Annotated in this window: 24 protein-coding genes; 16 read left to right on the top strand and 8 right to left on the bottom strand. The window is 63.8% G+C overall.

Features of this window, described 5'->3' with window-relative positions:
- Positions 1 to 12 precede the first annotated feature (12 nt).
- Complete coding sequence (locus V3587_RS16700) at positions 13 to 354, bottom strand: acyl-CoA carboxylase subunit epsilon (protein WP_007731147.1); 342 nt, start codon at positions 352 to 354, stop codon at positions 13 to 15.
- Positions 351 to 1991 carry an acyl-CoA carboxylase subunit beta gene (locus tag V3587_RS16705; protein WP_214886098.1) on the bottom strand — a complete coding sequence of 547 codons (1641 nt, stop codon included), beginning with the start codon at positions 1989 to 1991 and terminating at the stop codon, positions 351 to 353. The genes V3587_RS16700 and V3587_RS16705 overlap by 4 nt, the downstream gene beginning before the upstream one ends.
- A gap of 115 nt (positions 1992 to 2106) precedes the next feature.
- On the opposite strand from V3587_RS16705, the gene V3587_RS16710 reads away from it, so the two are divergent.
- The 5 genes from V3587_RS16710 (at position 2107) to V3587_RS16730 (ending at position 6362) form a co-directional block, all read left to right on the top strand.
- Entirely contained in the window at positions 2107 to 2961 is an 855-nt protein-coding gene (locus tag V3587_RS16710) for a biotin--[acetyl-CoA-carboxylase] ligase (protein WP_283376993.1), read from the top strand.
- A gap of 118 nt (positions 2962 to 3079) precedes the next feature.
- Positions 3080 to 3655 (top strand): HdeD family acid-resistance protein, encoded by a 576-nt coding sequence (locus tag V3587_RS16715; protein WP_003941007.1) that lies wholly within the window; start codon positions 3080 to 3082, stop codon positions 3653 to 3655.
- 73 nt (positions 3656 to 3728) lie between these two features.
- Entirely contained in the window at positions 3729 to 4295 is a 567-nt protein-coding gene (locus V3587_RS16720; RefSeq protein ID WP_095969067.1) for a PH domain-containing protein, read from the top strand.
- A gap of 37 nt (positions 4296 to 4332) precedes the next feature.
- Complete coding sequence (locus V3587_RS16725) at positions 4333 to 5013, top strand: response regulator transcription factor (protein WP_003940916.1); 681 nt, start codon at positions 4333 to 4335, stop codon at positions 5011 to 5013.
- Positions 5014 to 5039: 26 nt separating this feature from the next.
- Positions 5040 to 6362, top strand: a complete 1323-nt coding sequence (locus tag V3587_RS16730; protein ID WP_095969068.1) for a sensor histidine kinase — start codon at positions 5040 to 5042, stop codon at positions 6360 to 6362.
- 26 nt (positions 6363 to 6388) lie between these two features.
- On the opposite strand, the gene V3587_RS16735 is transcribed toward V3587_RS16730, so the two are convergent.
- Positions 6389 to 7006 (bottom strand): GtrA family protein, encoded by a 618-nt coding sequence (locus V3587_RS16735; RefSeq protein ID WP_283376994.1) that lies wholly within the window; start codon positions 7004 to 7006, stop codon positions 6389 to 6391.
- A 191-nt stretch (positions 7007 to 7197) separates the two neighbouring features.
- Between V3587_RS16735 and V3587_RS16740 the strand changes: the two genes are divergently transcribed.
- The 7 genes from V3587_RS16740 (at position 7198) to V3587_RS16770 (ending at position 14595) form a co-directional block, all read left to right on the top strand.
- A complete protein-coding gene (locus V3587_RS16740) occupies positions 7198 to 8397 on the top strand; it encodes a 5-(carboxyamino)imidazole ribonucleotide synthase (RefSeq protein WP_206029110.1) in 1200 nt (399 codons plus the stop codon).
- Positions 8381 to 8893 (top strand): 5-(carboxyamino)imidazole ribonucleotide mutase, encoded by a 513-nt coding sequence (gene purE / locus V3587_RS16745; protein WP_095969071.1) that lies wholly within the window; start codon positions 8381 to 8383, stop codon positions 8891 to 8893. The genes V3587_RS16740 and purE overlap by 17 nt, the downstream gene beginning before the upstream one ends.
- A gap of 7 nt (positions 8894 to 8900) precedes the next feature.
- Entirely contained in the window at positions 8901 to 9278 is a 378-nt protein-coding gene (locus tag V3587_RS16750; RefSeq protein ID WP_166809777.1) for a hypothetical protein, read from the top strand.
- Positions 9279 to 9298: 20 nt separating this feature from the next.
- A complete protein-coding gene (locus V3587_RS16755; protein WP_095969073.1) occupies positions 9299 to 10486 on the top strand; it encodes a sensor histidine kinase in 1188 nt (395 codons plus the stop codon).
- Between the two features lie 35 nt (positions 10487 to 10521).
- Positions 10522 to 11214, top strand: coding sequence for a response regulator (locus V3587_RS16760; RefSeq protein WP_283376995.1), 693 nt, complete (start codon positions 10522 to 10524; stop codon positions 11212 to 11214).
- 135 nt (positions 11215 to 11349) lie between these two features.
- On the top strand, positions 11350 to 12147 hold the full coding sequence (locus tag V3587_RS16765) for an ABC transporter ATP-binding protein (RefSeq protein ID WP_124566417.1): 798 nt from the start codon (positions 11350 to 11352) through the stop codon (positions 12145 to 12147).
- Positions 12148 to 12333: 186 nt separating this feature from the next.
- On the top strand, positions 12334 to 14595 hold the full coding sequence (locus tag V3587_RS16770; RefSeq protein WP_283376996.1) for an ABC transporter permease: 2262 nt from the start codon (positions 12334 to 12336) through the stop codon (positions 14593 to 14595).
- A 3-nt stretch (positions 14596 to 14598) separates the two neighbouring features.
- Here the strand turns inward: V3587_RS16770 and V3587_RS16775 are convergent, their stop codons facing one another.
- Both V3587_RS16775 and V3587_RS16780 read right to left on the bottom strand, forming a co-directional pair.
- Complete coding sequence (locus V3587_RS16775; protein ID WP_235171893.1) at positions 14599 to 15312, bottom strand: TIGR03089 family protein; 714 nt, start codon at positions 15310 to 15312, stop codon at positions 14599 to 14601.
- Positions 15313 to 15333: 21 nt separating this feature from the next.
- Complete coding sequence (locus tag V3587_RS16780) at positions 15334 to 16866, bottom strand: LCP family protein (protein WP_283376997.1); 1533 nt, start codon at positions 16864 to 16866, stop codon at positions 15334 to 15336.
- 66 nt (positions 16867 to 16932) lie between these two features.
- Between V3587_RS16780 and rfbD the strand changes: the two genes are divergently transcribed.
- Genes rfbD through V3587_RS16800 form a run of 4 tightly spaced genes read left to right on the top strand, consistent with a single transcriptional unit; the run spans position 16933 to position 20612 of the window.
- The gene (gene rfbD / locus V3587_RS16785; RefSeq protein WP_095969078.1) at positions 16933 to 17772 is read left to right on the top strand and encodes a dTDP-4-dehydrorhamnose reductase; all 840 of its coding nucleotides are present in this window, start codon (positions 16933 to 16935) and stop codon (positions 17770 to 17772) included.
- 43 nt (positions 17773 to 17815) lie between these two features.
- Positions 17816 to 18730, top strand: coding sequence for a glycosyltransferase family 2 protein (locus V3587_RS16790; protein ID WP_095969079.1), 915 nt, complete (start codon positions 17816 to 17818; stop codon positions 18728 to 18730).
- On the top strand, positions 18727 to 19809 hold the full coding sequence (locus V3587_RS16795) for a sugar phosphate nucleotidyltransferase (protein WP_378374021.1): 1083 nt from the start codon (positions 18727 to 18729) through the stop codon (positions 19807 to 19809). The genes V3587_RS16790 and V3587_RS16795 overlap by 4 nt, the downstream gene beginning before the upstream one ends.
- Positions 19810 to 19841: 32 nt before the next feature.
- Complete coding sequence (locus V3587_RS16800) at positions 19842 to 20612, top strand: SGNH/GDSL hydrolase family protein (RefSeq protein WP_124566413.1); 771 nt, start codon at positions 19842 to 19844, stop codon at positions 20610 to 20612.
- Here the strand turns inward: V3587_RS16800 and V3587_RS16805 are convergent.
- From V3587_RS16805 to cofD, 3 genes are read right to left on the bottom strand one after another with little or no spacing between them, the layout of a single operon-like run.
- Positions 20603 to 21163 carry an NUDIX hydrolase gene (locus V3587_RS16805; protein WP_095969082.1) on the bottom strand — a complete coding sequence of 187 codons (561 nt, stop codon included), beginning with the start codon at positions 21161 to 21163 and terminating at the stop codon, positions 20603 to 20605. The two genes, V3587_RS16800 and V3587_RS16805, sit on opposite strands and share 10 nt — an antisense overlap.
- A gap of 3 nt (positions 21164 to 21166) precedes the next feature.
- Positions 21167 to 22552, bottom strand: coding sequence for a coenzyme F420-0:L-glutamate ligase (locus V3587_RS16810; protein ID WP_283376998.1), 1386 nt, complete (start codon positions 22550 to 22552; stop codon positions 21167 to 21169).
- The gene (gene cofD / locus V3587_RS16815) at positions 22549 to 23541 is read right to left on the bottom strand and encodes a 2-phospho-L-lactate transferase (protein WP_095969084.1); all 993 of its coding nucleotides are present in this window, start codon (positions 23539 to 23541) and stop codon (positions 22549 to 22551) included. The genes V3587_RS16810 and cofD overlap by 4 nt, the downstream gene beginning before the upstream one ends.
- Positions 23542 to 23771: the final 230 nt, after the last annotated feature.

Here is a 23771-nt window from a genome sequence, read left to right on the forward strand (position 1 = left end):
GCAGAGTGATCGTCAGCTGCGACGGATCGCGGGGTTCAGGTACGCGTACGGCGAGAACGGCGCACGCGTGCGGTGGAACTGAGTCGGATCGCCCCAGGTCTCCGCGGGAACGTTCGACTCGGGAGCTTGACCACTGCCGGCAGCGGCAGCGAGCACGCTGACGAGTGCTGCGATCTCGACGTCGGTGGGTGAACCCTTGACGATCTTGATGACCGACGCGTCGGATGTCGACGTCTCGGTCAGCTCCGTGAGCGACGCGTCCGTCGCGGTTCCCTCGACTACCGCACCGTTGGTCGGTGCAGTCTCCGCCAGTGCGACATCTTCGCTGAGAATGTCCTCGGTGGTTGCGGTCATAGGGGAATGTTCCCATGCTTCTTGGGCGGAAGGGAAACGGCCTTGCGCTCGAGCAGTCGCAATGCGGAGACGATCTGTCCGCGGGTGTGCGACGGAGGAATCACAGCGTCGACGTATCCGCGCTCGGCGGCGACGTACGGGTTGACGAGGGTGTCCTCGTACTCGTTCTGCAGCTTGAGGCGCAGTGCATCGACGTCTTCGCCGTTCTTGGCGGCTTCGAGAAGCTGCTTGCGGTAGACGAATCCGACTGCTCCGGATGCACCCATGACGGCGATCTGAGCGGTCGGCCATGCCAGGTTCACGTCGGCGCCCATGTGCTTGGAGCCCATGACGTCGTACGCTCCGCCGTAAGCCTTGCGGGTGATGACCGTGATCTTTCCGACCGTTGCTTCGCCGTACGCGTAGAGGAGCTTCGCGCCGCGACGAATGATGCCGTTGTATTCCTGCTCGGTTCCGGGAAGGAAGCCGGGAACGTCGACGAGGGTGATGATCGGGACGTTGAACGCGTCGCAGGTGCGCACGAAGCGTGCGGCCTTCTCCGAGGCGTCGATGTCGAGGCAGCCCGCGAACTGGGTGGGCTGGTTGGCGACGATGCCGACCGAGCGGCCGTCGACGCGACCGAAACCGACGATGATGTTCATCGCGCGCTCGGCCTGGACCTCGAGGAACTCGTCGTCGTCGAGGATGCGACGGATGACCTCGTGCATGTCGTACGGCTGGTTGGCCGAATCCGGGATGAGGGTGTCGAGTTCGATGTCCTCGGCGGTCAGGCTGTCTTCGATCGAACCGACGATCGGGTCGGTGATCTCGCCGCGGGGAGCCGCTGCCTGGTTGTTGGACGGCAGGTAGCTGAGCAGGTCCTTGACGTAGTCGAGGGCATCCTGCTCGCCGGAAGCGACGTAGTGTGCGACGCCGGACTTGACCATGTGGGTGCGAGCACCGCCGAGGTCTTCCATCGTGACGTCTTCACCGGTGACCGTCTTGATGACGTCGGGCCCGGTGACGAACATCTGGGAGGTCTCGTCGACCATCACGACGAAGTCGGTCAGCGCGGGGGAGTAGACGTGGCCGCCGGCGGCGGGTCCCATGATCAGTGAGATCTGGGGGATGACGCCCGATGCCTGGACATTGCGATGGAAGATCTCGCCGTAGAGGCCGAGCGAGACGACGCCTTCCTGGATGCGCGCGCCTGCACCTTCGTTGATGCCGACGAGGGGGCGACCGGTGCGGATCGCGAGGTCCATGACCTTGACGATCTTCTCACCGTAGATTTCGCCGAGCGATCCGCCGAAAACGGTGGCGTCCTGTGAGAAGACACAGACGTCGCGGCCGTCGATGGTGCCGTAACCGGTGACGACGCCGTCGCCGACCGGGCGGTTGTCAGCGAGACCGAAGTTCACACTCCGGTGCCGTGCCAGTGCGTCGAGTTCGACGAAGGAGCCCTCGTCGAGGAGGGCGGTGATGCGCTCGCGGGCGGTCAGCTTGCCTTTGGCGTGCACCTTGTCGATGGCGGCTTCGCCGCTCGGTGCCTTCGCCTGGGCTTGGCGATTCCGCAGGTCCGCGAGCTTTCCCGCGGTCGTGTGGATATCGGGTGCGGCCGCCGCCTCCGGCGCGTTCGGCTCTTGGACAGTGGTCATGGACGTGAGCTTAACGAGAGTGCGTGGGGGGCTTGGAAGGCAGGTCCGATTGTCGCTGTCTTGCAGGCTCAAGCTACTGACCAGTACATTCTCGCTGTCGTCATAGGCTGGGACTATGTGGACCGACTTGAACCGACCGCCCCTCGACGGCAATGCCCTGCGACGCGCACTCGTGCGCAGTGACAACGATGACGCGCGCGTTTTCTGGAACCACCTCGACGTGGTCGAGGAGACCGGCTCGACGAACGCGGATCTCCTTGCGCGAGCGGCAGATCCGGATGCAGACCGTCACGTTCTGATCGCCGAATATCAGGCTAGTGCCCGCGGCCGTCATTCGCGCACCTGGGTGAGTCCGCCGCAAGCGCAGATCTCGATGTCGGTTCTGCTGTCGATGCCCGGAATGAATCTCACGGACATGGGTTGGCTCCCGCTGCTGTCGGGAATCGCGGTCGTCGACGCGCTGCGCAACGTGGCCGAAGTGCCCGCAAAACTCAAGTGGCCGAACGACGTTCTCATCGGCGACAAGAAGGTTGCCGGAATTCTGGCCGAGGTGGCAAGGACTGCGCCCGATCCCGCGGTGGTGGTGGGCATCGGGTTGAACGTGAGCCTGGGTGTGGAGGAGCTGCCCGTCCCGACCGCTACATCACTCCTCGTCGAAGAAGCATCGACTGTCGACCGCGACACCCTCGTTCGAGCAATCGCCCGTGAGTTGGCGACGCAGTTCCGTGCTTGGGAATCCTCGAAATGGGATACATCTGTGTTGGCTGCCGAATACCGGCAGCGCTGCGGGACGCTGGGCAAACGAGTCCGCGCGGTCTTGCCGGGCGACAAGGAGGTGTTCGGTATCGCGACCGACGTCGACACTTCCGGCCGCGTCGTCATCGAGATCGAGGGAACAGACGGGGAGACCTTTGCGGTCGCTGCGGGTGATATCACCCACCTTCGGGCCGCCCCGGTAGCCGAATCATGAGCCTTGCCGGATTTTCTGGCACCAAAGTGCTAATTTTTGGCCCTGGCCGGTTTTCGAACCAACCGTCCGTCCTTCATTTCACTTAACTGCGGGATCTACTGAGCTGCCTAGGGGCGTCATGACCACACCGATCGTTGTTCCGACCGAAGCCGAGACGGCCGAGAGCGCTCGCCGCGTACTCACCGGCGTGACGGTGCTGCTCGGTGTCCTCACATTGGGCCTGGGTATCGCGGTACTCGCATGGCCGGATGCCACCCTTTTCGTGGTCGCGGTGGTCATTGCAATTCAGTTGTTCGGATTCGGAATCGTCCAGATCATCCGTTCGTTCGCGGACGTGACGGCTTCAGGTGGAACTCGGACGCTTGTCGCGATTTCCGGCGCGTTGGCAGTGCTCCTCGGATTCCTGGTTCTCCGTAGCCCTTTGCAGACGGTGGTTCTGATCGCATTGGTGATCGGTGCCTGGTGGGTATTCCGCGGTGTTCTCGATCTGGTCGACGCAGCGTCCGGGCACACCGTCGATCGCGGTCTGTCGATCGTGCTCGGAGTCATCAGCATCGTCGCGGGCGCGATCGTCCTTCTGCAGCCCGAACTCTCGCTCGACGTCTTCCGCATCGTGGTCGGCGTATGGATGGTGCTGTACGGCATCATCATCGTCGTGACCCCGCTGGTGCTGCGAAAGATCGCGCAGCCCTGAGCGTGCCCTGAAGATGGGTGTGCCTGAAAGTCGGTGTGCCTGAAAGTCGGTGCGGGGTGGCAGACTTCCCGTCATGGGATATCCCGAAGACGCCCTCGCTCAGGACGAGGAACTGATACTGCATCGCCATCCTCATTGGAAGATGTTGGTGCTTCCGGCGCTGACGTTCGTGCTTGCGACGGCCGTCGCCGGGTTCTTGTTGGGCCTCGCACAGACGAGATTGGACGGCACGGCTCGCACCGTGTCGTCCATTGCCGTCGGAATCATCTGGCTCGGCGTCGTGGCCTGGCGATCGGTTGCGCCGTTCACGGTCTGGAAGTTCACGCATTTCATCGTCACCGATCGGCGGGTGCTCATCCGCCACGGAGTGCTCACACACACCGGTATCGACATTCCCATGGGGCGGATCAGCAATGTTCAGTTCCGCCACGGCCTGATCGATCGAATGCTCAAGACCGGAACTCTGGTCATCGCATCGGCCAGTGACGATCCGCTCGAGTTCGACGACATTCCGGATGTCGAGCATGTTCACGCCCTCCTGTATCACCAGGTTTTCGATTCGACGCAGCAGCCGCCACAGCAGCCACTGCAGCGGCCGATCGTAGAAAACGACGACCCGAACGATCGAAATGGCTGGTAATCAACGTGCAAAGGCGTGTTGTCCGTAGTCTGTTCGTGTGACTGCCGTATTGCTAGCCGAAGACGACGAGGCCATTGCCGCACCCCTTTCCCGTGCATTGGGACGTGAAGGGTATTCGGTGACCGTCGAACCGACCGGACCCGCTGCGTTGCAGCAGGCGCTCGAAGGTGATTTCGATCTGTTGATTCTCGATCTCGGCCTTCCGGGCATGGACGGCCTCGAGGTCTGTCGACAGATCCGTGCGCATCGCACCTCGCTCGCCGTGCTGATGTTGACCGCCAGAACCGACGAAGTCGACTTCGTGGTCGGGTTGGACGCGGGCGCCGACGACTACGTCAGCAAGCCGTTTCGTCTCGCCGAGTTGATGGCACGTGTGCGAGCACTCCTGCGTCGCCACGGTGGCCGCGAGGACACGATCGTCGAGGTCGGTGGCATCAGACTCGAGCCCGCGGCACGACGCGTACTCGTCAACGGTTCCGAAATCGCCTTGGCCAACAAGGAATACGAGCTTCTGCGGGTCCTCCTCGAGCATGCCGGGGAAGTGGTCTCGCGCGATACGATCCTTCGTGAGGTGTGGGGCGACGTCGAGCTTCGTGGATCGAAGACACTCGACATGCACATGTCGTGGCTGCGCCGCAAGATCGGTGACGAGGGCCCCGCCGTGGAACGCAGAATTGCCACCGTCCGCGGTGTCGGTTTCCGAATCAACACCGACTAGCAACTCGAGAACCAGGAACTGCCGGCATGCGGCGTCGCATATTGCAGTCGATTCTCGCTGTCGTGATCATGACGGCGTTGCTGCTGGGAGTTCCGCTGATCTACACGGCGTGGCTCTGGGTGGAGGACGTGACCCGCAGTGACCTCCGGGTGCGACTCGACCGGATGGCCGCCGAGGTCATCGCACAGGAGGGCACCAACGGACTCGTCGAAGGTGCGTTGAACACCGATTCGCTCAAGGTCCTCACCCCGAACGACGGGCGCCTCGTCGTCGTGTATCCGACCGTCGTCGACGGCGCCGCGCGCGTCGACGTCGGTGAGGCGACAGTCAAGAACGCACTCGTCGAATCGCTCGCGATGGGAACCTCAGGCTCGTTGCGCCTCGAGGTGCCGTCGGAGAACCTGCGCACCCAGCAGAAGCAAGCGGTGATGGCCGTCGGTGTGCTCGTGCTTCTGTCCATCACGGCAGGCACCGTCGTCGCCGTGGTCACTGCGCGTCGGCTGGCCGATCCGCTGCAGGATGTGGCCGACCGGGCGGCGCGCCTCGCCGAAGGTGACTTCCGGCCGGATCCTCGTCGGCACGACATCCCCGAACTCGACCGCGTGTCCGACGTGCTCGACGCGGCAACGGTGGAGATTTCGGTGCGGCTGCAACGAGAGCGTGCGCTGGTCGCGGACGTCTCGCATCAACTGCGCAGTCGACTGACTGCGGTGCGGCTGCGCCTGGACGAGTTGTCCGTTCACGAAGATCCTGACGTCGTGAACGAGGCCGAGGAAGCCATGGCGCAAGTAGACAGGCTCACCGACGGAATCGACGACCTGATTCGCTCGTCGCGCACCAGCGGGTCGTCGGCGAGTCTGGTGTCGGTGGTCGGCGAGCTGGAACAGGTGACCCGCGACTGGCAGGCTCAGTTCGACGGAGAGGGGCGCAGGCTCCGCCTACGCGGCGATCGGACAGTGATGGCTGCAACCACAGGTTCGCGTCTGCGTGAAGCTGTTTCCGTTCTGGTCGACAATTCGTTCGAACACGGTGAAGGCACGTGCACGGTGTCGGTCCGATTGATCGACGGTACCGGTCGCAGTTCGTCTCGTCGTGACTCGATGGTGTGCGTCGAGGTCACCGACGAAGGCTCCGGCGTGGAGAACGATCTTGCACCGCACATCTTCGACAGAGGATTTTCGGGGGCCGGGTCCACCGGCGTCGGGTTGGCGCTCGCACGTGCACTGATCGAAGCCGACGGGGGCCGACTGGAACTGCAGAGGCGTAAGCCTGCCTTGTTCGCCGTCTTCTTGCCGGTGGCCAACACTGCTCCGCCCGCGGACGTCGTTCCGCACCGCGAACCGCGCTGACCGAAAGGCTCGCGCAGACGAAAAACTCAGGAGTGCCCGAGTTCCTCTTCGGCGTCAGGAATAACCGGGTCAGGCGCTGTGGTTTCGGTTAACGCTGCGGTTTCGGATAACGCCGTGGTTTCGGACAATCCTGTGCTGTCGGATAGTTCGAGCGGTTCCGGATTCTCGTCGGGAAACACGAACTTGCGGAAGGCCCAGAATCGGAACGCCATCTGCAGCAGGTTGCCGATGACGTACGCACTGATGAAGTCGGCGATGTTCTCCGTCGCCAAGCTGACTTCGGGTACGCGCAGGTTGAAGACGTAACTGGAGATGTACAGCGGGATGAAGCTGATGACGACGCCGATGGCGCTGATGATGAAGAACAGGGCAGCCTCGTGCGCTGGTTCACGGCCACCACGGTTCTTGAACGACCACTCGCGGTTGAGAATGTACGACGCGATCACCGCGACGACGCCGGCGATGATCTTGGCCGTGATCGGCTTGGATTCGAGGATCGACAGCTTGAGTGTGTAGAAGATGCCGGAGTCGATCAGGAAGGTCGTTCCGCCGACGATCGCGAATTTGATCAGCTCGCTGTGACGCAGAGCGATGTCACGAAACGGTTGGGGTATGCGGGCAATGACCCCGTCGACAAATGGCACAACAGATGAGTTTACGAAACGAAACCGCGTTACCACCAATTTGCCGCGGATTCATCAGCAGAATCACAGATTGGGAACGCTGAATGAACGGGCGAACGCGGCACATGACAACATAGAGAGCCGTGACCGGCAACAACGATCCCGCGCAGATCCCCGCCCGCCCGACCACCCCTCGACCGGCAAAAGCATCCATGCCCGTCGTCACCATGATCGGTGGCGGACAGTTGGCCAGGATGACTCACCAGGCGGCGGTGGCCCTGGGCCAGACGCTCCGAGTGCTCTCCGGGACTGCGGACGAGCCGGCAGCTCAGGTCAGCCCCGACGTCGTGCTCGGCAGCCACACCGACCTCGACGCTCTTCGCCGCGCAGCGGTCGGTTCCAACGCGTTGACGTTCGACCACGAGCACGTGCCGACCGAACATCTCGAGGTTCTGGTTGCCGAAGGCGTGAACGTTCAGCCTCCGCCGCACGCTCTGATCTTCGCTCAGGACAAACTGCTGATGCGTCGCAAACTTGCCGAACTGGGCGCACCCGTACCCGCGTACGCCGAAGTGACGTGGGCAGAAGACGTCGTGCGTTTCGGTGCCGAACACGGTTGGCCGCTTGTCATCAAGGCAACACGCGGAGGCTACGACGGCCGGGGCGTCTGGATCACCGACGATCAGGACGAAGCAGAAGCCATTGTCACCGAGCAGCTGAACAAGGGTGTTCCACTGATCGTCGAGGAAATGGTCTCGATGCGTCGGGAACTGTCTGCCATGGTTGCGCGGTCACCGTTCGGGCAGGGTGCTACGTGGCCGGTCGTCGAGACCGTTCAGCGCAACGGCCAGTGCGCCGTCGTGATCGCACCTGCCCCCGAGCTGTCGAGTGCCGTTGCCGAGGAAGCCGAGCAATTGGCGCTGCGCATCGCGTCCGAACTCGGCGTCGTCGGCTCGATGGCCGTCGAACTCTTCGAGACGACGGACGGCACTCTCGTGGTCAACGAGTTGGCGATGCGCCCGCACAATTCCGGTCACTGGACGATGGACGGCGCCCGCACCTCTCAGTTCGAACAACATCTGCGCGCGGTCCTCGACTACCCGCTCGGAGACACCTCGCCGATCGCTCCGGTCACCGTGATGGCGAACGTTCTGGGTGCACCGGAAGCGCCCGAGATGACGATGGACGAGCGTGTCCATCACCTGTTCGCTCGGATGCCCGACGCGAAGATCCACCTGTACGGCAAGGGTGAGCGCAAGGACCGCAAGATCGGGCACGTCAACATCGTGGGCGGCGCCGGATCCATCGACGATCCGAATTACGTTGCCGCAGTTCGGGAACGCGCCGAGCGGGCAGCACATTGGCTTTCGTACGCAGTTTGGACCGACGGATGGGATGTACACGGTGAGTGAGAGCGCGCAGGTCGGCCTGATCATGGGCAGCGATTCGGATTGGCCGACCATGGAAGCGGCAGCCGAAGCGTTGGCCGAATTCGGTATCCGCTTCGAGGTCGGAGTCGTCTCGGCGCACCGTACGCCTCAGCGGATGCTCGACTACGCCAAGGACGCCGCCGGCCGCGGAATCAAGGTCATCATCGCCGGTGCCGGTGGCGCCGCACACCTTCCGGGCATGGTTGCCTCGGCAACGCCGCTGCCCGTCATCGGAGTTCCGGTGCCGCTCAAGTACCTCGACGGTATGGATTCGCTGCTCTCGATCGTCCAGATGCCGGCCGGTGTCCCGGTGGCAACAGTGTCGATCGGCGGGGCTCGCAACGCCGGTCTGCTGGCCGCTCGGATTCTCGGCGCTTCCGATCCCGCACTGCAGCAGCGGATGGTGGCATTCCAGGAGAGCCTCGAGTCGATGGTGCTCGACAAGGACAAGGCGCTTCGCGAGAAACTGCTGGGCTGATCTTCTCGTGTGTGCACGACGCGGGCTGCCGCTGATCCGAGCGAGTCGGGGCAGCGCGCAGTCCGCATTCGTCACTCGCGTCGCCCTGTTCTACGCCGGGCTTCTCGGCGCGGACATCAGCTTCGACGACGAGTCCGGGATCTTTGTCGCTTCCGGGCTACGCGGCGGGTTCGCCAGAGGTGGAACAACTCTCGGTGGTGTGTATCTCACGCGGAGAAACACGACTCGATCCGTCCTTCGTCACGAGGCTGTCCACGCAGACCAGTGGGCCAGGTACGGAATCGTATTCGGGCTGCTCTATCTGCGTGAGGAGCTGCGTCATCGCGGGCCGCGGAACCGATTCGAAATCGAGGCCGGACTCGAAGACGGCGGCTACCGCACCTGAGCAAAGCTACTGTTGGCGGCATGGCTCGTTTTCCGACTAGTGAACGCTTCGTCCGCTGGAGCGCGGATCATGCTCGCGGTGTGGACATCTGCATCGCGACGGTTGCCGCACTGTTCAGCGTTGTCGTTGCGGTCGAGGCGAGTCCGCTGGCGGTGTTCATCTCGCTGGGCATGACGGTTCCGCTGGTGTGGCGGCGCTCGCGCCCGGAACTCTCCGGCATGGTGATCGCCGGGTTCTCGGTACTGCACGTGATCTTCATCGGCAATACGCTGCTGGCGTCCGCCGTCGTTGTTCCCATCTCCCTGTACGCGCTGGCCGCCTACGGAGCACGGTGGAGTTCACTCACCGGTCTGCTGCTCGCGTTGCTCGGCTCGATTGCCGGGACTGTTCGATACTTCGGCTACGACGGAATTCCGGTGTCGTCGCAGGTCATGCAGTCCGTGGCCGTCATGATCTTCATGCTCGCGGTCTGGGCGTTCGGTGATCTGCGTCGAGTCCGCACCAAACAACTGGAAGGCCTGACCGAGCGCGCACGGTTGCTCGAACTCGAGCGTGCGCAGGAAGCGGAAATCGCGACGATCAGCGAGCGGTCGAGGATAGCGCGCGAGATGCACGACATCGTCGCGCATTCGTTGACCGTTGTCATCGCCCAAGCCGACGGCGGACGCTACAGTGCGGCGAAGGACCCGCAGGCTGCCGTTCAGGCACTCGAAACCATTGCCTCCACGGGCCGCCAGGCGCTGACCGACATGCGCTCGCTTCTGTCGGTTCTGCGCGAGGACACGCCCCGTGACTTCTCGGTGATCCCGGGCGCGGGCGACATCGACAGTCTGTTCCACGAGTTGCGCAGCAGTGGGCTCGACATCGCCGTCAGCGTGACCGGCGAACCACGCGAACTCTCGGCAGGTGCGGGGTTGACGGCGTATCGCATCGTCCAGGAATCGCTGACGAACGTTCTCAAACATGCCGGACCAGGAGCACAGGCGAGCGTCGAGATGACGTGGGCTGAAACCGAACTCGTTCTCGGCATTACCGACGACGGACGAGGTGGCAGCGCAGCGTTGGTCGAATCGTCACCAGGCGGGCAGGGACTGATCGGAATGGCCGAGCGCGCCAAACTGCACGGAGGCAAAGTAACCGCCGGACCGAAATCTGGCGGTGGATACAGTGTCCGGGCTGTCCTGCCCTACGAACGAACGTCTGGGTAGGTCTTGAAACGTCTGCAGGTCTTAAGGTGAGTGGCATGGACGAACACGTGGCTCCGATTGCAGTGGCACTGATCGACGATCAGCAGCTGGTCCGCGCAGGTTTTCGAATGGTCATCGACTCGCAGCCGGATCTGTCCGTGGTGGTCGAGGCTTCGGACGGTCAGCAGGCATTGACCGAATTGGCCACCCGTCATGTCGACGTCGTCCTTATGGATGTCCAGATGCCGAAGATGGACGGCATCGAGGCGACCCGTCGGCTCCTGGCCGATCCCGATGCACCGAAGGTCGTGGTGCTCACCACCTTCGACAACGACGAGTACGTGATGTCGGCAATCAGGGCGGGCGCCAGCGGATTCCTGCTCAAGGACGTGCCGCCGGAGCAGTTGCTCGACGCCATCCGCACCGTGCACCGCGGGGACGCGGTGATCGAGGCCCGGGCCACCCGGCGACTTCTTCAGCACGTCGGGCCGCTCCTGGAAGGTTCGGCGCCCGAAGCGCAGTTGCCCGAAGAGTTGACGCCCCGCGAGGTCGAGGTGCTCGAGGCCATGGCGTACGGGCTGTCGAATTCGGAGATCGCCGCCAAATTCCACGTCTCCGAAACGACTGTGAAAACCCATGTCGGACGGGTTCTTTCGAAGACGCATTCACGTGATCGTGTGCAGGCAGTCGTCTTCGCTTTCCAGATCGGCTTGGTCAAGCGCGCCGACCTCCTCGGTACCGAGGGCTGACGAGCAGTCGTGTCCAGTCCTACCCCGGGATGACACCGGGGTTTCGAAGATCGCCCCGCGCTCCGACGCGGAGACCACTTGCGCTGCAATAACGTCGATTCCGTCATAGCGAGAAGCTTTACGGAGGGCAAAAGAATGCATGCGCACACCACGACGGAACCAGCCGAAGTGCCGGCGATCACCGCGCGCGGTGTCACCAAGGTGTACGGCACCGGTGAGACCACGGTTCACGCGCTCGGCGGCGTCGACGTGGACTTCGGCCGTGAGCGGTTCACCGCGATCATGGGCCCGTCCGGCTCCGGAAAGTCGACGCTCATGCACTGCCTGGCCGGACTCGACACGGTCTCGGGCGGGCAGGTTTTCCTGGGCGACACCGAGGTCACGAAACTCGGCGACACGGAACTCACCGAACTGCGACGCGAGCGAATCGGGTTCGTCTTCCAAGCGTTCAACCTGCTTCCGGTGCTCACTGCTCGGGAGAACATGCTGCTGCCGATGAAGTTGGCAGGCAGTGAACCGTCGCCCGAGTGGATGGACGAGGTGATCGGCAAGCTAGGACTGTCCCAGCGCCTCGATCACCTTCCGCACGAGTTGTCCGGTGGTCAACAGCAGCGTGTTGCTGTCGCCCGCGCACTCCTGCCTCAGCCCGACGTGATCTTTGCCGACGAACCCACCGGAAACCTGGATTCCCGTTCCGGGACAGAGGTTCTGGGACTCTTGCGCACCAGCGTCCGGGAGACCGGTCAGACGGTCGTCATGGTGACACACGATCCGGTGGCGGCGTCGTATGCGGACCGAGTCGTGTTGATCGCGGACGGGCGTATCGCCGGAGAGATCGACCATCCCACCGTCGACTCGGTGATCGGTGCCATGCGCGCCCTCGGGGCCGACGACTTGGCCGATGTTCCTGCAGCTTCGGGCGCACTGCGATGAAGGGTCTGGCCTTTGCCCAGGCGCGGGCGCATGCCGGGCGCTATGTGGCGTCGATACTCGCCGTGGTGATCGCAGTCGGATACATCGTCGCGACTTTGACATTGAGCTCGACGGTTGATGCGAGTGTGAGTAAAACCACTTGCGACGCAATATGAAACCACCGATGTTGTCGCCTCCGGTCCAGGAGTGACAGAAGCAGTGCTGAGCGCAGTGCCGGGCGTCTCAGCGGTCGCCGACGACGTGTCGACGTATGTTCGTGTCGATTCCGAGGCAAAGGGCGCGTCCTACGGGGATGCGCTCTCGATCGCCGACAATCCCGAATTGCGTTGGGAGAAGGTGTCGGAGGGGTCGCTTCCCACCGGCCTCGGGCAGGTGTTGGTGAGTGCGGACTCCGGGATACCGATGGGTGCCCGAATCACTGTCACGGCACGAGATTCGACGGTCGGTGCCGCGGCACCCACCGCGGAGGTAGTCGGCTTGGTCGACCTGTCCGGTTCGGCGCAACGTCTGGGCGGGATCAAGATATTCACCACTGCCGAGCAGGTGAGCGCGTGGGCCGGCGACAGTGCCGAACGTGAGTTCCGTGTTGCCGGTGACGGTTCACGCTCGCAGCAGCAACTCGTGGATTCGATCTCGAGCGCGTTGCCTTCGGACTCCACGGTGCTGACCGGAGAAGAAGCCACGGACAACGCCGCAGCAGAATACATGGGCGGCACCAAGATCCTCAGTACGGTCTTGCTCGCCTTCGGCGCCATCGCCGTAGTCGTTGCCGCGCTGGTGATCGCCAATACGTTTGCCGTATTGCTCGCCGCGCGCACTCAGGAACTCGCGTTGCTGCGATGCGTCGGCGCCACGGCCAAGCAGGTTCGCCGGAGCATTCGCAGTGAAGCCGCGGCGGTCGGAGTGATCGCCTCGGTGATCGGCGTCGGACTCGGTGTCGGACTTGCCTGGGCGATCGGTCGCGTAGCAACGGCCGCGGATGTGCCGGTTCCGCTTTCGTCACTGAGCGTCACCCCGGTGACCGTCGTGGTCGGCCTTGCTGTCGGCATCGTGATGACGATGCTCGCTGCATCTGCGCCCGGACGGGCGGCAACGAAGTTGTCCCCGTTGGCGGCACTGCAGCCGATGGAATCCAAGCCCGAGAGCGTTCAGGTGTCGGTGGTGCGCCGGGTCCTCGGCGTCGTGATCCTGCTCGCGGGCATCGCGATGACGGTCCTGGGAGTGACGAATCAGCAGGTGCCGGCCGCAACCGCCGGTGGACTGTTCTCGTTCCTGGGAATCGCAGCCCTGTCCGGTCGAATCGTGCCTGCACTGATCAATGCCGCCGGCGGCGTGTTGGCGAGACTGATCGGTCCGGTGGGAAGCCTGGCAGCAGGCAACGCCGGGAGAAACCCACGCCGGACCTCGGCGACAGCCACGGCTCTGTTGATCGGAGTCGCATTGACGAGCACGCTCGTCGTGGGAATCGCGACGGTCAAGGAAGCTGCACCTGCAGCAATGGACAGCCAATTTCCGGTCGACGTGATGGTGAGCAGCTCCGGCTCCGCGCCCCTGCCCGCCGGTTTGGGGACTGACATTGCGGCCGTCAACGGAGTCGGCGCGGTGAGCGGTCTGGACAAGGCCGAACTGACGATCGACGGGCGCGGCTCGTTGGCCGGATTCGGCGTCGATGCTGCTCGGGTGAAAGATGTTCTGCGTACCGAGATCTCGGTACCCACTGCCGGTCAGCTCGTGCTCTCGCCCGCTGATCTGTCCGAGTACAAACTCTCGGCGGGCGATACGGCCACGGTGAGAGGGGATCGCGGCGCCGTCAACGTCAGCGTGATCGAAGGCGTGAAAGGTCAACCAGCGCTGCTGGATCGAGGAGATCTGGGTGCAGCGGCCACTGCACCGACCACCGATTCGTACTGGGTCAGGTTGAATACGGATACTGACGAACAGGCGCTCGCCGCCACCGACCGCATCACCGACCTCGCACGCCAGGAAGCCCCGGGCAGCGATGTTCAGGGAATGACCGAGATGCGTTCAGCCCTCGATTCGATCCTCGACACCATGCTCATGGTGGTTGCCGGATTGCTGTCGGTAGCGGTGCTGATCGCCTTGATCGGCGTCGGAAACACGATGGCCTTGTCCGTACTCGAACGGCGCCGCGAATCCGGACTGCTCCGCGCACTCGGATTGACCAAGAAGGGAATTCGAGCCATGTTGATCTGGGAAGCACTGCTGGTGGCAGGAGTTGCATCGGTGATCGGAGTGTTGTTCGGGATGGTGTTCGGCGTAGCGGGTACCGCATCGGTGTTCGGGATCGAGGACGTTGCCCTCAGCGCAGTGCCGTGGGTGCAGTTGGTGGCCATCGTGTTGATCGGCGGAATCTGCGGTGTGATCGCGTCACTGCTCCCCGCTCGGCGGGCGGGACTGGTGTCACCGGTGACAGCTCTCGCGAGCTAGCGCTCAGAACTGCTTTGTGACCTTCTCGGTGCCCACTCGGCGCGCGGTAGCTTCCGTGTCCGGGTGGGCCACCTGCACGAGTGAGGCGCCTGCGGCGAGGACGGCCAGAAGCCCGTCGATCAAGTCGTCTGCCGTGTCCCACGTCCGGCTGGAGAGGACACGATCCGTCGACGCCAATTCGATGTTCTTCGCCGATGCACGAGCCGCGTCGATCGTGTCCGCTACTGACCGGCCTTCCAACGCCGAACCGGCTCCGGCGCTGCGGAACTGATCGCCGTGGACGCGAATGGACGTTGCGTAATCGGCGACGCCGAGCGGAAGATCGCTCAATCCCTTGCCGAACGCGTCGAGTGAGAGAGCGGCTACTTCGGGTACGTCCGCAACGTCGTCCAGGCGGTCGGCGGTGACAAAAGCCAGTTCGGCGTCGGCGTCGGGGGAGAGGACTACCTCACCGCCTGCCCACCACACACCCAGCAAGACGGCGACGCTCTGCCAGTGTGCGGGCAGCAGCACGGCGACCTTGCCGCCGGGCTCGAGGGCGAACTCGTCCCGAACCATGTTCGCGGTCTTGGCCGCCCAGTTGGCCAGCGTGCTCGCAGACAATTCGATGCGCTCGCCGGTGGCATCGTCGTAGTACGTCACGCGAGGGCCGGCCGGGTCGGCAGTCAAGATCGGTCCGAGGAGGGCGTCGGTCAGGTTGTCTACAGGCGAAGGCACGTCATCAGCTTACGCAGCCGTTCAGTTAACACAGCGGGGACCGTTGGAGGCTGCATCGATCGGGGGACCGGGCGGTGCGGGGGTGGGACTGGTCTCGGTGGTGCTCGCCGATTCAGTCGTGGTCGCTGCGCCTTCGGACGGAGATACCGCGTCCGCGGACTGCGGCCCGGAGTAGTCCTCGGCAATGACGACTCGAACCTTGCCCGCGGACAACGACGAATCCGCCTTGACCGTCAGGCCCCCGAGTGCCTCGGCCACCGCGAGTGCAGCGTCGTCGTCCGCGGACTTTGCGAACACCGTCGATTCGGAGACGTCGGCGCCGGTGTTGTTGCCGACCTGACCCTGTTTGTACCCGAGCGCACTCAACGCCTCGGAAACTCCGCTGGCCAACCCTGCGATGTCACTGGCGTTCGCGACGTCGACGGTGATCGAGGACGCATTCACGGTGGTCGGTGCCTCCGAGGTCTCCTCCGAGTCCTCGCTGTCGGCGCCGACCAGTCCGGCGATGTATTTCTTGACGGCCTTGGGATCGACCTTGACGATGGACTCGCCGTAATCGGTCATGCCGTTGATGTCGAGAACGGGGATGGTCTCGAATTGCACCTTGCCGCCGGCCAGATTCTGCAACTGCTTGGCGAATTCGATGAGGTCCCAGTCGTCGTCGATGACGACGGAACGCTGAACGGCCGAGGTCAACTGACTGAGCTTTCCGGGATCGCTCAACGTTTTCGCGCTGAGTACCTTGCTGACGAGAGAAGCCATGAACACCTGCTGGCGCACGATCCGGTCCAGGTCGCCGCGAGGAAGGTCGTGTCGTTGTCGCACGAAGCTCAGCGCGTCGGCGCCGTCGAGTGTCTGTTTCCCGGCTGCGAAGTTGGCTCCGGACATCGGTTCGTCGACCGGCGCATTGAGACAGACGTCGACTCCACCCACGGCGTTGGTCAGCAGGACGAATCCGAGTAGACCGACTTCGGCGTAGTGATCGACGGTGATGCCGGTCAGATTCGCCACGGCTCCGATGAGCGCGGTTCGGCCGGCTTCCGTCGACTTCTTGTCTGCTTCGGTGTCGGACGACCCGTTGTTGACCAACTTCAGTCGCTCGGTTTCCTTGGTGGCACCGAACGCGGCGTTGATCTTCGACATACCGATACCGGGGACGTTGACGTATGCATCGCGGGGAATCGAGATCGCGGTTGCGGAACTTCCGTCGTTGGGGACGCGGATCAAGATGATGGTGTCGGTGTTGGAGGCGACTTCCTCGCCGGCGCGCAACGAGTCGAGCTCGCTTTGCGAGAGCGGGTTGCCGTGTGCGTCGGTGCGACTGTCGGTACCCACCATCAAGATGTCGATGGCTCCGTCCTTGCCCCCACCGAGGCCGAGGCCGCTGGCAGTGGCCAGGCTGTTTCTCAACGAGTCCACACCCCGCCACGCGAACCCGGTGACCAGCAGTACGAGCACGGAGAGCACCGCGACCGCTATGCGAGCCGGGCTCGTCTTGGTCCGAATCGGCGCAGGTCGTGGACGCGCGCGGCGCTGCGGTTGCTGGTGGGACACTCCTTCAGGTTACTGGTCCGATGCTCGGCCGCGGGTACCTCGGCGCGGCGTGCCAGACTCAACCATGTGACGAATATCCTGCTCACCGGCGCCCGAGGGCAGCTCGGAACACGTATCGATGCTCTCGCAACGTCGGCGGGTCACACTGTGACGGCCGTCGGTTCCCGCGAGCTCGACATCACCGACAGCCGCGCGGTCGACGAGTTCGTCTCGCCTGATTCGGTGGTGATCAACTGCGCTGCGTACACGGCAGTCGATGCTGCCGAGACAGACCAGGAGGCAGCGAGGGCGGTCAACGAGATCGGACCGCTGAATCTCGCGCGAGCGTGTGCGCGTGCCGGTTCGCGGTTGATCCACGTCTCGACGGACTACGTATTTCCGGGCGATGCGAGCACGCCCTACGACGTCGATGCCCCGACCGGTCCCGCGACGGTCTACGGCCGAACCAAACTGGACGGCGAGATCGCTGTTCGAGATTCGGGGGCCGACGTGGCCGTCGTGCGTACCGCGTGGGTGTATTCGGGTGTCGGTACCGATTTTGTGGCCACGATGCGAAGGCTCGAAGCAGAACGAGAATTCGTGAACGTCGTGGACGACCAGATCGGGTCACCCACGTACAGCGTCGATCTGGCCGGCGGCATCGTCGAACTCGCGCTGCGGGACTTCACGGGTGCGTCGACATTCCACGTGACCAACAGCGGGCAAGCCAGTTGGTACGAGTTGGCGCGAGCTGTGTTCGAGGAGATCGGCGCGGACCCGGCACGGGTGCGCCCGTGCAGTAGCGCGGAGTTCGTACGCCCCGCCCCGCGCCCGGCATATTCGGTCTTGTCCGAGCGCGCATGGGTTACCGCGGGAATGACGCCGTTGCGTCCGTGGCGAGAGGCTCTGCACGCCGCTCTGGCGTGAGCATTGTTCGGGGCAGTGGCCGCGGACGGCTAGGCTGACCGGCGTGAGTCCCAAGCTGGCCGTGGTAACGGTGACCTACTCGCCAGGCGAGCATCTCGAGAATTTCTTGAGCACGCTCGCTGTGGCGACGACAGAAAAACCCCAGGTCATCATGGCCGACAATGGGTCGACCGATGGTGCCCCCGAGGCCGCTGATGCCAAGTACGAGCATGTCCGTCTGCTTCGTACCGGTGGAAACATCGGGTACGGGGGAGCGATAAATCGGGCTGTCGCGGAGATCGATTCGTCGATCGAATTCGTCGTGATTTCCAACCCGGACGTCCAATGGGCACCCGGTTCACTCGACGAATTGGTGGCTGCGGCAAATCGGTGGCCAAGGGCCGGTGCACTGGGGCCGAAGGTCCTCGAACCGGACGGCAGTGTCTATCCGTCGGCGCGAACGGTGCCCGACATCACCTCGGGCGTCGGGCACGCGTTGCTCGGTACGGTATGGCCGAAGAACCCGTGGACTGCTCGTTACCGTCAGGAGAACGAGGCCGTCACCGAGCGTGCCGTGGGCTGGCTTTCCGGGTCGTGCCTGTTGGTACGACGCGACGCCTTCGACACCATCTCCGGTTTCGACTCTCGTTACTTCATGTACATGGAGGACGTCGACTTCGGTGACCGCCTCGGAAAAGCCGGGTGGCTCAACGTATTCGTCCCCTCGGCTGTCGTCACGCATGCCAAAGGCCATGCGGCAGGACGTCATCCGGAACTGATGTTGCCCGCCCATCATCGCAGTGCGTACCAGTTCCAGGCTGATCGCCATCCGCACTGGTGGCAGGCTCCGTTGCGACTCGCCCTGCGCGGTGGCCTCGCTGTGCGATCCAAGATCGCCGTAGCTTCAGCAGTCCGCGAGCGCGCTCGCACCGACAACTCGACCGACAACCCAACAGTTTCGAACCACGGGGGAAAATGATGTCCGATCAGAATCCGACCGACGCCGTAATCCTGGTAGGCGGCAAGGGCACTCGGCTGCGTCCGCTGACGTTGTCGGCACCCAAGCCGATGCTTCCGACCGCCGGCCTGCCGTTCCTGACACATCTGCTCGCCCGGATCGAGGCAGCCGGTATCAAGCACGTTGTGCTCGGAACGTCTTTCAAGGCAGAGGTATTCGAGGACTACTTCGGCGACGGCTCCAAGATGGGGCTCGAGATCGACTACGTCTTCGAGACCGAACCACTGGGCACCGGTGGCGGAATCCGCAACGTGCTCCCGAAGTTGCGTGGCGACAACGTCATGGTGTTCAACGGTGACGTGCTCGGCGGCACCGATCTCAACGGCATTCTCGAGACCCACGAGAAGACGGATGCCGACGTGACCCTGCACCTGGTTCGCGTGGGTGACCCGCGTGCATTCGGTTGTGTTCCGACCGACGAAGACGGACGGGTCTCGGCCTTCCTGGAGAAGACGCAGGATCCGCCGACGGATCAGATCAACGCCGGTTGCTACGTGTTCAAGCGCGAGATCATCGAGCAGATCCCCGAAGGACGCCCGGTCTCGGTGGAGCGTGAGGTGTTCCCGAACCTCCTCGCCGAGGGTAAGCGCGTGTTCGGCCACGTCGACTCCTCGTACTGGCGGGACATGGGCACCCCCGAGGACTTCGTTCGTGGTTCCGCCGACCTGGTGCGGGGCATCGCTCCTTCGCCCGCTCTCGAAGGTCCGCGCGGTGAGTCCCTCGTTCACCCCGGAGCCGGAATCGCGCCGGGTGCCGTCCTGATCGGCGGCACGGTCGTCGGTCGAGGAGCCGAAGTCGGCGCAGGTGCGCGCCTCGACGGTGCAATTCTCTTCGACGGCGCGGTTGTGGAAGCCGGCGCGGTGGTCGAACGATCGATCCTCGGATTCGGCGTCCGTATCGGACCCCGAGCACTGGTTCGCGACGCCGTCATCGGTGACGGCGCGGACATCGGTGCGCGATGTGAATTGTTGCGCGGCGCACGCGTGTGGCCGGGCGTGACGTTGCCGGACGGTGGCGTGCGCTTCAGCACAGATGTGTGATCGTTAGCTGACCTACTGGAATACTGGTGGGTATGACTTCTCTTCCGAGCCGCTACGTTGCCCTCGGTGACTCGTTCACCGAGGGCGTCGGCGACGCCGACGAACGATTCCCCAACGGTCTGCGCGGGTGGGCAGACCGAGTGGCCGAGCAGCTGGCGGTGAACAATCCCGAGTTCCGCTACGCCAACCTGGCGATTCGTGGTCGCCTACTCGGACCGATCATCGACGAGCAGTTGGAACCCGCCCTGGCGCTGAAGCCCGATCTGGTGACCATCTACGCCGGCGGAAACGACATGATGCGTCCCAAGCTCGACATCGATGCAGTCGTCGCCCGCTACGATTCGGCAATCGGCCGGCTCACTGCATCCGGCGCCCGGGTTCTGATGTTCACCGCGTACGACACCGGATGGTCCGCCTTCTTCGGCAAGCTCCGCGGACGTCTGGCGATCTACAACGAGCTCGTTCGTGAGGTTGCGGACCGCCATGGTGCGACCCTCGTCGACTTCTGGCGATTCTCCGAATATCAGGACCTTCGGATGTGGGACTGGGATCGACTGCACATGTCGCCCGCCGGGCACGAGAACATGGCGACGCGTGTGCTCGACGTGCTCGGTGTCGAACACGGATTGATCCCGCCCGATCTGGGACCGGCGCCGGTTCTCACGAAAGCCGAAACTCGTCGCGAGGATCGTCAATGGGCACGAGAGTTCTTGGTGCCGTGGGTAGCTCGGCGAGTGAAGGGAACGTCCTCGGGGGACGGCGTAAGCGCCAAGCAACCCGAACTGTCCCCGATTCAGTCCTGATTCTTGCGTTGATGTGCGAGCGCGACCAGGTGGTCGATGGTCTCGCGTTCGGCAGTCGGCGGGAGCGCGTCCACCGGCCACCATCGGAGGTCGGTGGACTCTGCGCTCCGGACGATATGCGAATTATCCGGTGCCACAACGAGAAACCGTAGATCGAGATGTCTGGTCGGGACTCCGAGTGAGCACGTGATCGGATGTGTGTGGGCGGAGAGTAAGTCCGCATCTATCCGAACGTCGTGAATTCCGGACTCCTCACGAGCCTCCCGTAATGCTGCATCGACCACCGTCTCGTCGTCGGGTTCGCAGTGGCCGCCGAGCTGAATCCACCTGCCCACCTTGGGATGCAGCGTCAGCAGGACGTGGCAGCCACTCTCGTCGAGAACCAGAGACGACGCTGTGATGTGTCCCGGTGCGTGGCGACGAAGGCAGCCGTCCGGAGCCGAATCGAGGAACGCGAGCATCGTGTGCCGCAGTGACTCGTCCGCTTCGGAGGGCGTCACCCAGCCCTCCAGGACGCCCTTGGCCGAGGCGTGCAGCGATTCGGCTGACATGACCTACATCTCCACCAACGCGTCCCCGGGGGCGGAGACGGTGCGCGGAGTCAGTGGTTCGAGTGGGTGCCCGATTGCGACCGCGCCGAGTGGCTGCCAATCGGCCGGGAGATCGAGGTGTCGACGCACCAGGTCGGCGGCGAAGATCGTCGAGCCGATCCAGCAGCTTCCCACACCGCGTGTGGCCAGCGAGACCAGCAGTCCCTGCACGGCCGCTCCGGCGGCGACCGTGAACATCGTGGACTCCGCGGCGGTACGTCGGGGGTCCGGGTAACTGTGTGCGCCGTCGGGTACACAGAAGGGAATGACGACCTCGGGGGCGTCGAACAGGATGTTTCCGCGTGCAATCCGCGCGTCGACGGATTCGTCGCTGCGACCGTCGGCGCGAAGATCGGCGGCCCACTGCTCACGCATCTTCTCGAGGAGAGCCGTGCGGACGGACTCGGTGCGCAGCCACACGAATCGCACCGGCCTCGTGTGGTGCGGTGCGGGCGCGGTGAGTGCCTCGGCGATCGAGTTGCGAATGATCTCCGCGTCGACGGGGTCGCTTGCGAACTGTCGGACCGATCGACGCAACAGCAGCGCCTGGCCGCGGCCCATCGCCGTAGCCTCCTCGGTGCCCAGCCAGAACAGATCATCCGGGCCGCGGCGAATCAGATCCTGGCCACTCGAACCGTCGTCCTCGAATCGGAGTCCTCGCACGACGGCGACGGGAACGCCGCCGAGTTTGCCCTTGACCAGATCGCCAGCAGCGGCGATCTCGTCGGCGATCGCGATCTCGGTGACGATCAGTTCGTTGCCCTGACTGTCCTGTGCTCCGAGGTAGCCGTGCAGGACCGGAATGCCGGAGGAACCGATTGCGGCGTCAGTCTGCCCATTGCGCCACGCACGACCCATCGTGTCGGTCACGACGACGGCGACGGACTTGCCCGTGCTCTCGAGAATCCGGGCGCGCAGGCCCGCAGCACTCGCATCCGGATCCACGGGGAGCAGAGCCAGTTCGGCACCGTCGACGTTGGAGCCGTCGATGCCGGATGCGGCCTGCACGATGCCGAGTTTGTTCTCGGTGATCAGAGTGCGGCCCTTGCGTGCCACGACGCGGACGGCCTCCTGATCCACCAGGAGGCGTCGTGCTGCGTCGCGCTCTTCCGGATCGGTGGGCGAGGAAACGATGCGCCCCTCGACTTTGGAGAACACCTTGCTCGTGACGACAACGACGTCGCCACTTTCGATCCACGGCGTCGCGTCGACGACGGCGGCGGCCAGATCGTCTCCCGGCCGGAATTCGGGAAGCCCGAGCACGGGAATGACTTCGATTGCGGCACCGGGGGAGTGATCGCCGGGAGAGTGATTTCTGTCGCGGCTTGCTTCGGTTCCGGGTTCGGTCACAGTTCGACTCCGGCGATCTCGAAAGCCGTTCGAACCATTTTTGCGGTCTCTTCGGGGGACGTCATCAAAAGTGGGATGCTTCGCACGTCCACCCCGTCGATGTCGGCCGTGTCACCTTCGTCGACGAGCCAGCCGTCGAGAATGCCGTTGATCGAACGAGCTCCGTAGTGACGACCGATCGCCTCGGAAGTCGTCTCGACCCCGATCACTTCGAGGCACTCGTCAGCCATGCCGCGCAACGGTTTTCCGCCGATGACAGGGGAGAGGCCGACAACCTTGGCGGCGGTGGTGCGCAGGGCTCCGCGAATGCCCGGCACCGCGAGGATCGCGCCGACGCTCACGACGGGATTGGAGGGTGCGATCAGCACGATGTCGGCACCGTCGATTGCCTCGACCACCCCTGGCGCGGGCTTGGCCTGCTCGGCGCCGACGTGAGCGAAGCTGTGAGTTTCCACCTGTGCCCTGTGGCGTACCCACCACTCCTGGAAATGAATCGCCTTCTGCTCACCGTCTTCCGGATCGGTGATCACGACGTGTGTTTCGCTGCGGTCGTCGCTGACGGGAAGCAGTGCGACACCGGGATTCCAGCGATTGCACAAAGCTTCGGTGATCGCGGACAACGGATATCCCGTGCGGAGCATCTGGCTGCGAATCAAATGCGTTGCGATATCGCGATCTCCGAGGCCGAACCAATCCGGCTTCGCTCCGTATGCCGCGAGTTCTTCTTTCGCATTCCAGGTTTCACCGGCGTGCCCCCACCCGCGTTCGGTATCGATGCCACCGCCGAGTGTGTACATACAAGTGTCCAGATCGGGGCAGATGCGCAGACCGTGCATCCAGACGTCGTCGCCGACGTTGACGACGGCCGTGATGCGATGTGGGCCTTCGTATTTCTCGAGGGATTCACCACCGACGATTCCGAGCGCATTTTGCACACCTTGAAGGAAACGGGCCCCGCCGACGCCGCCAACCAATACAGTCACGTTCACGACAACAGAGCCTAGGCGGTCGGCGCGTCGTCGTGTCTGGCGGGCAGAAGGTCCCGTCAATTGGGGGCCGGAATACTAATGGATTCATCTCGTTTAGCTTGACCGCGACACGCTGGACGTGTGTAATCTCAAATGTGTCATTCCAACCGCTACTTGTGAGTTCACTTGCAGCGGGGCCGGTTTCGAACACAGTTTCGAACGGTCGACGGGGTGGGGTTGAAGATGGAGTG

The sequence above is a fragment of the Rhodococcus sp. IEGM 1306 genome (genome assembly GCF_036541985.1).
Classification (GTDB): Bacteria; Actinomycetota; Actinomycetes; order Mycobacteriales; family Mycobacteriaceae; genus Rhodococcus_F; species Rhodococcus_F qingshengii.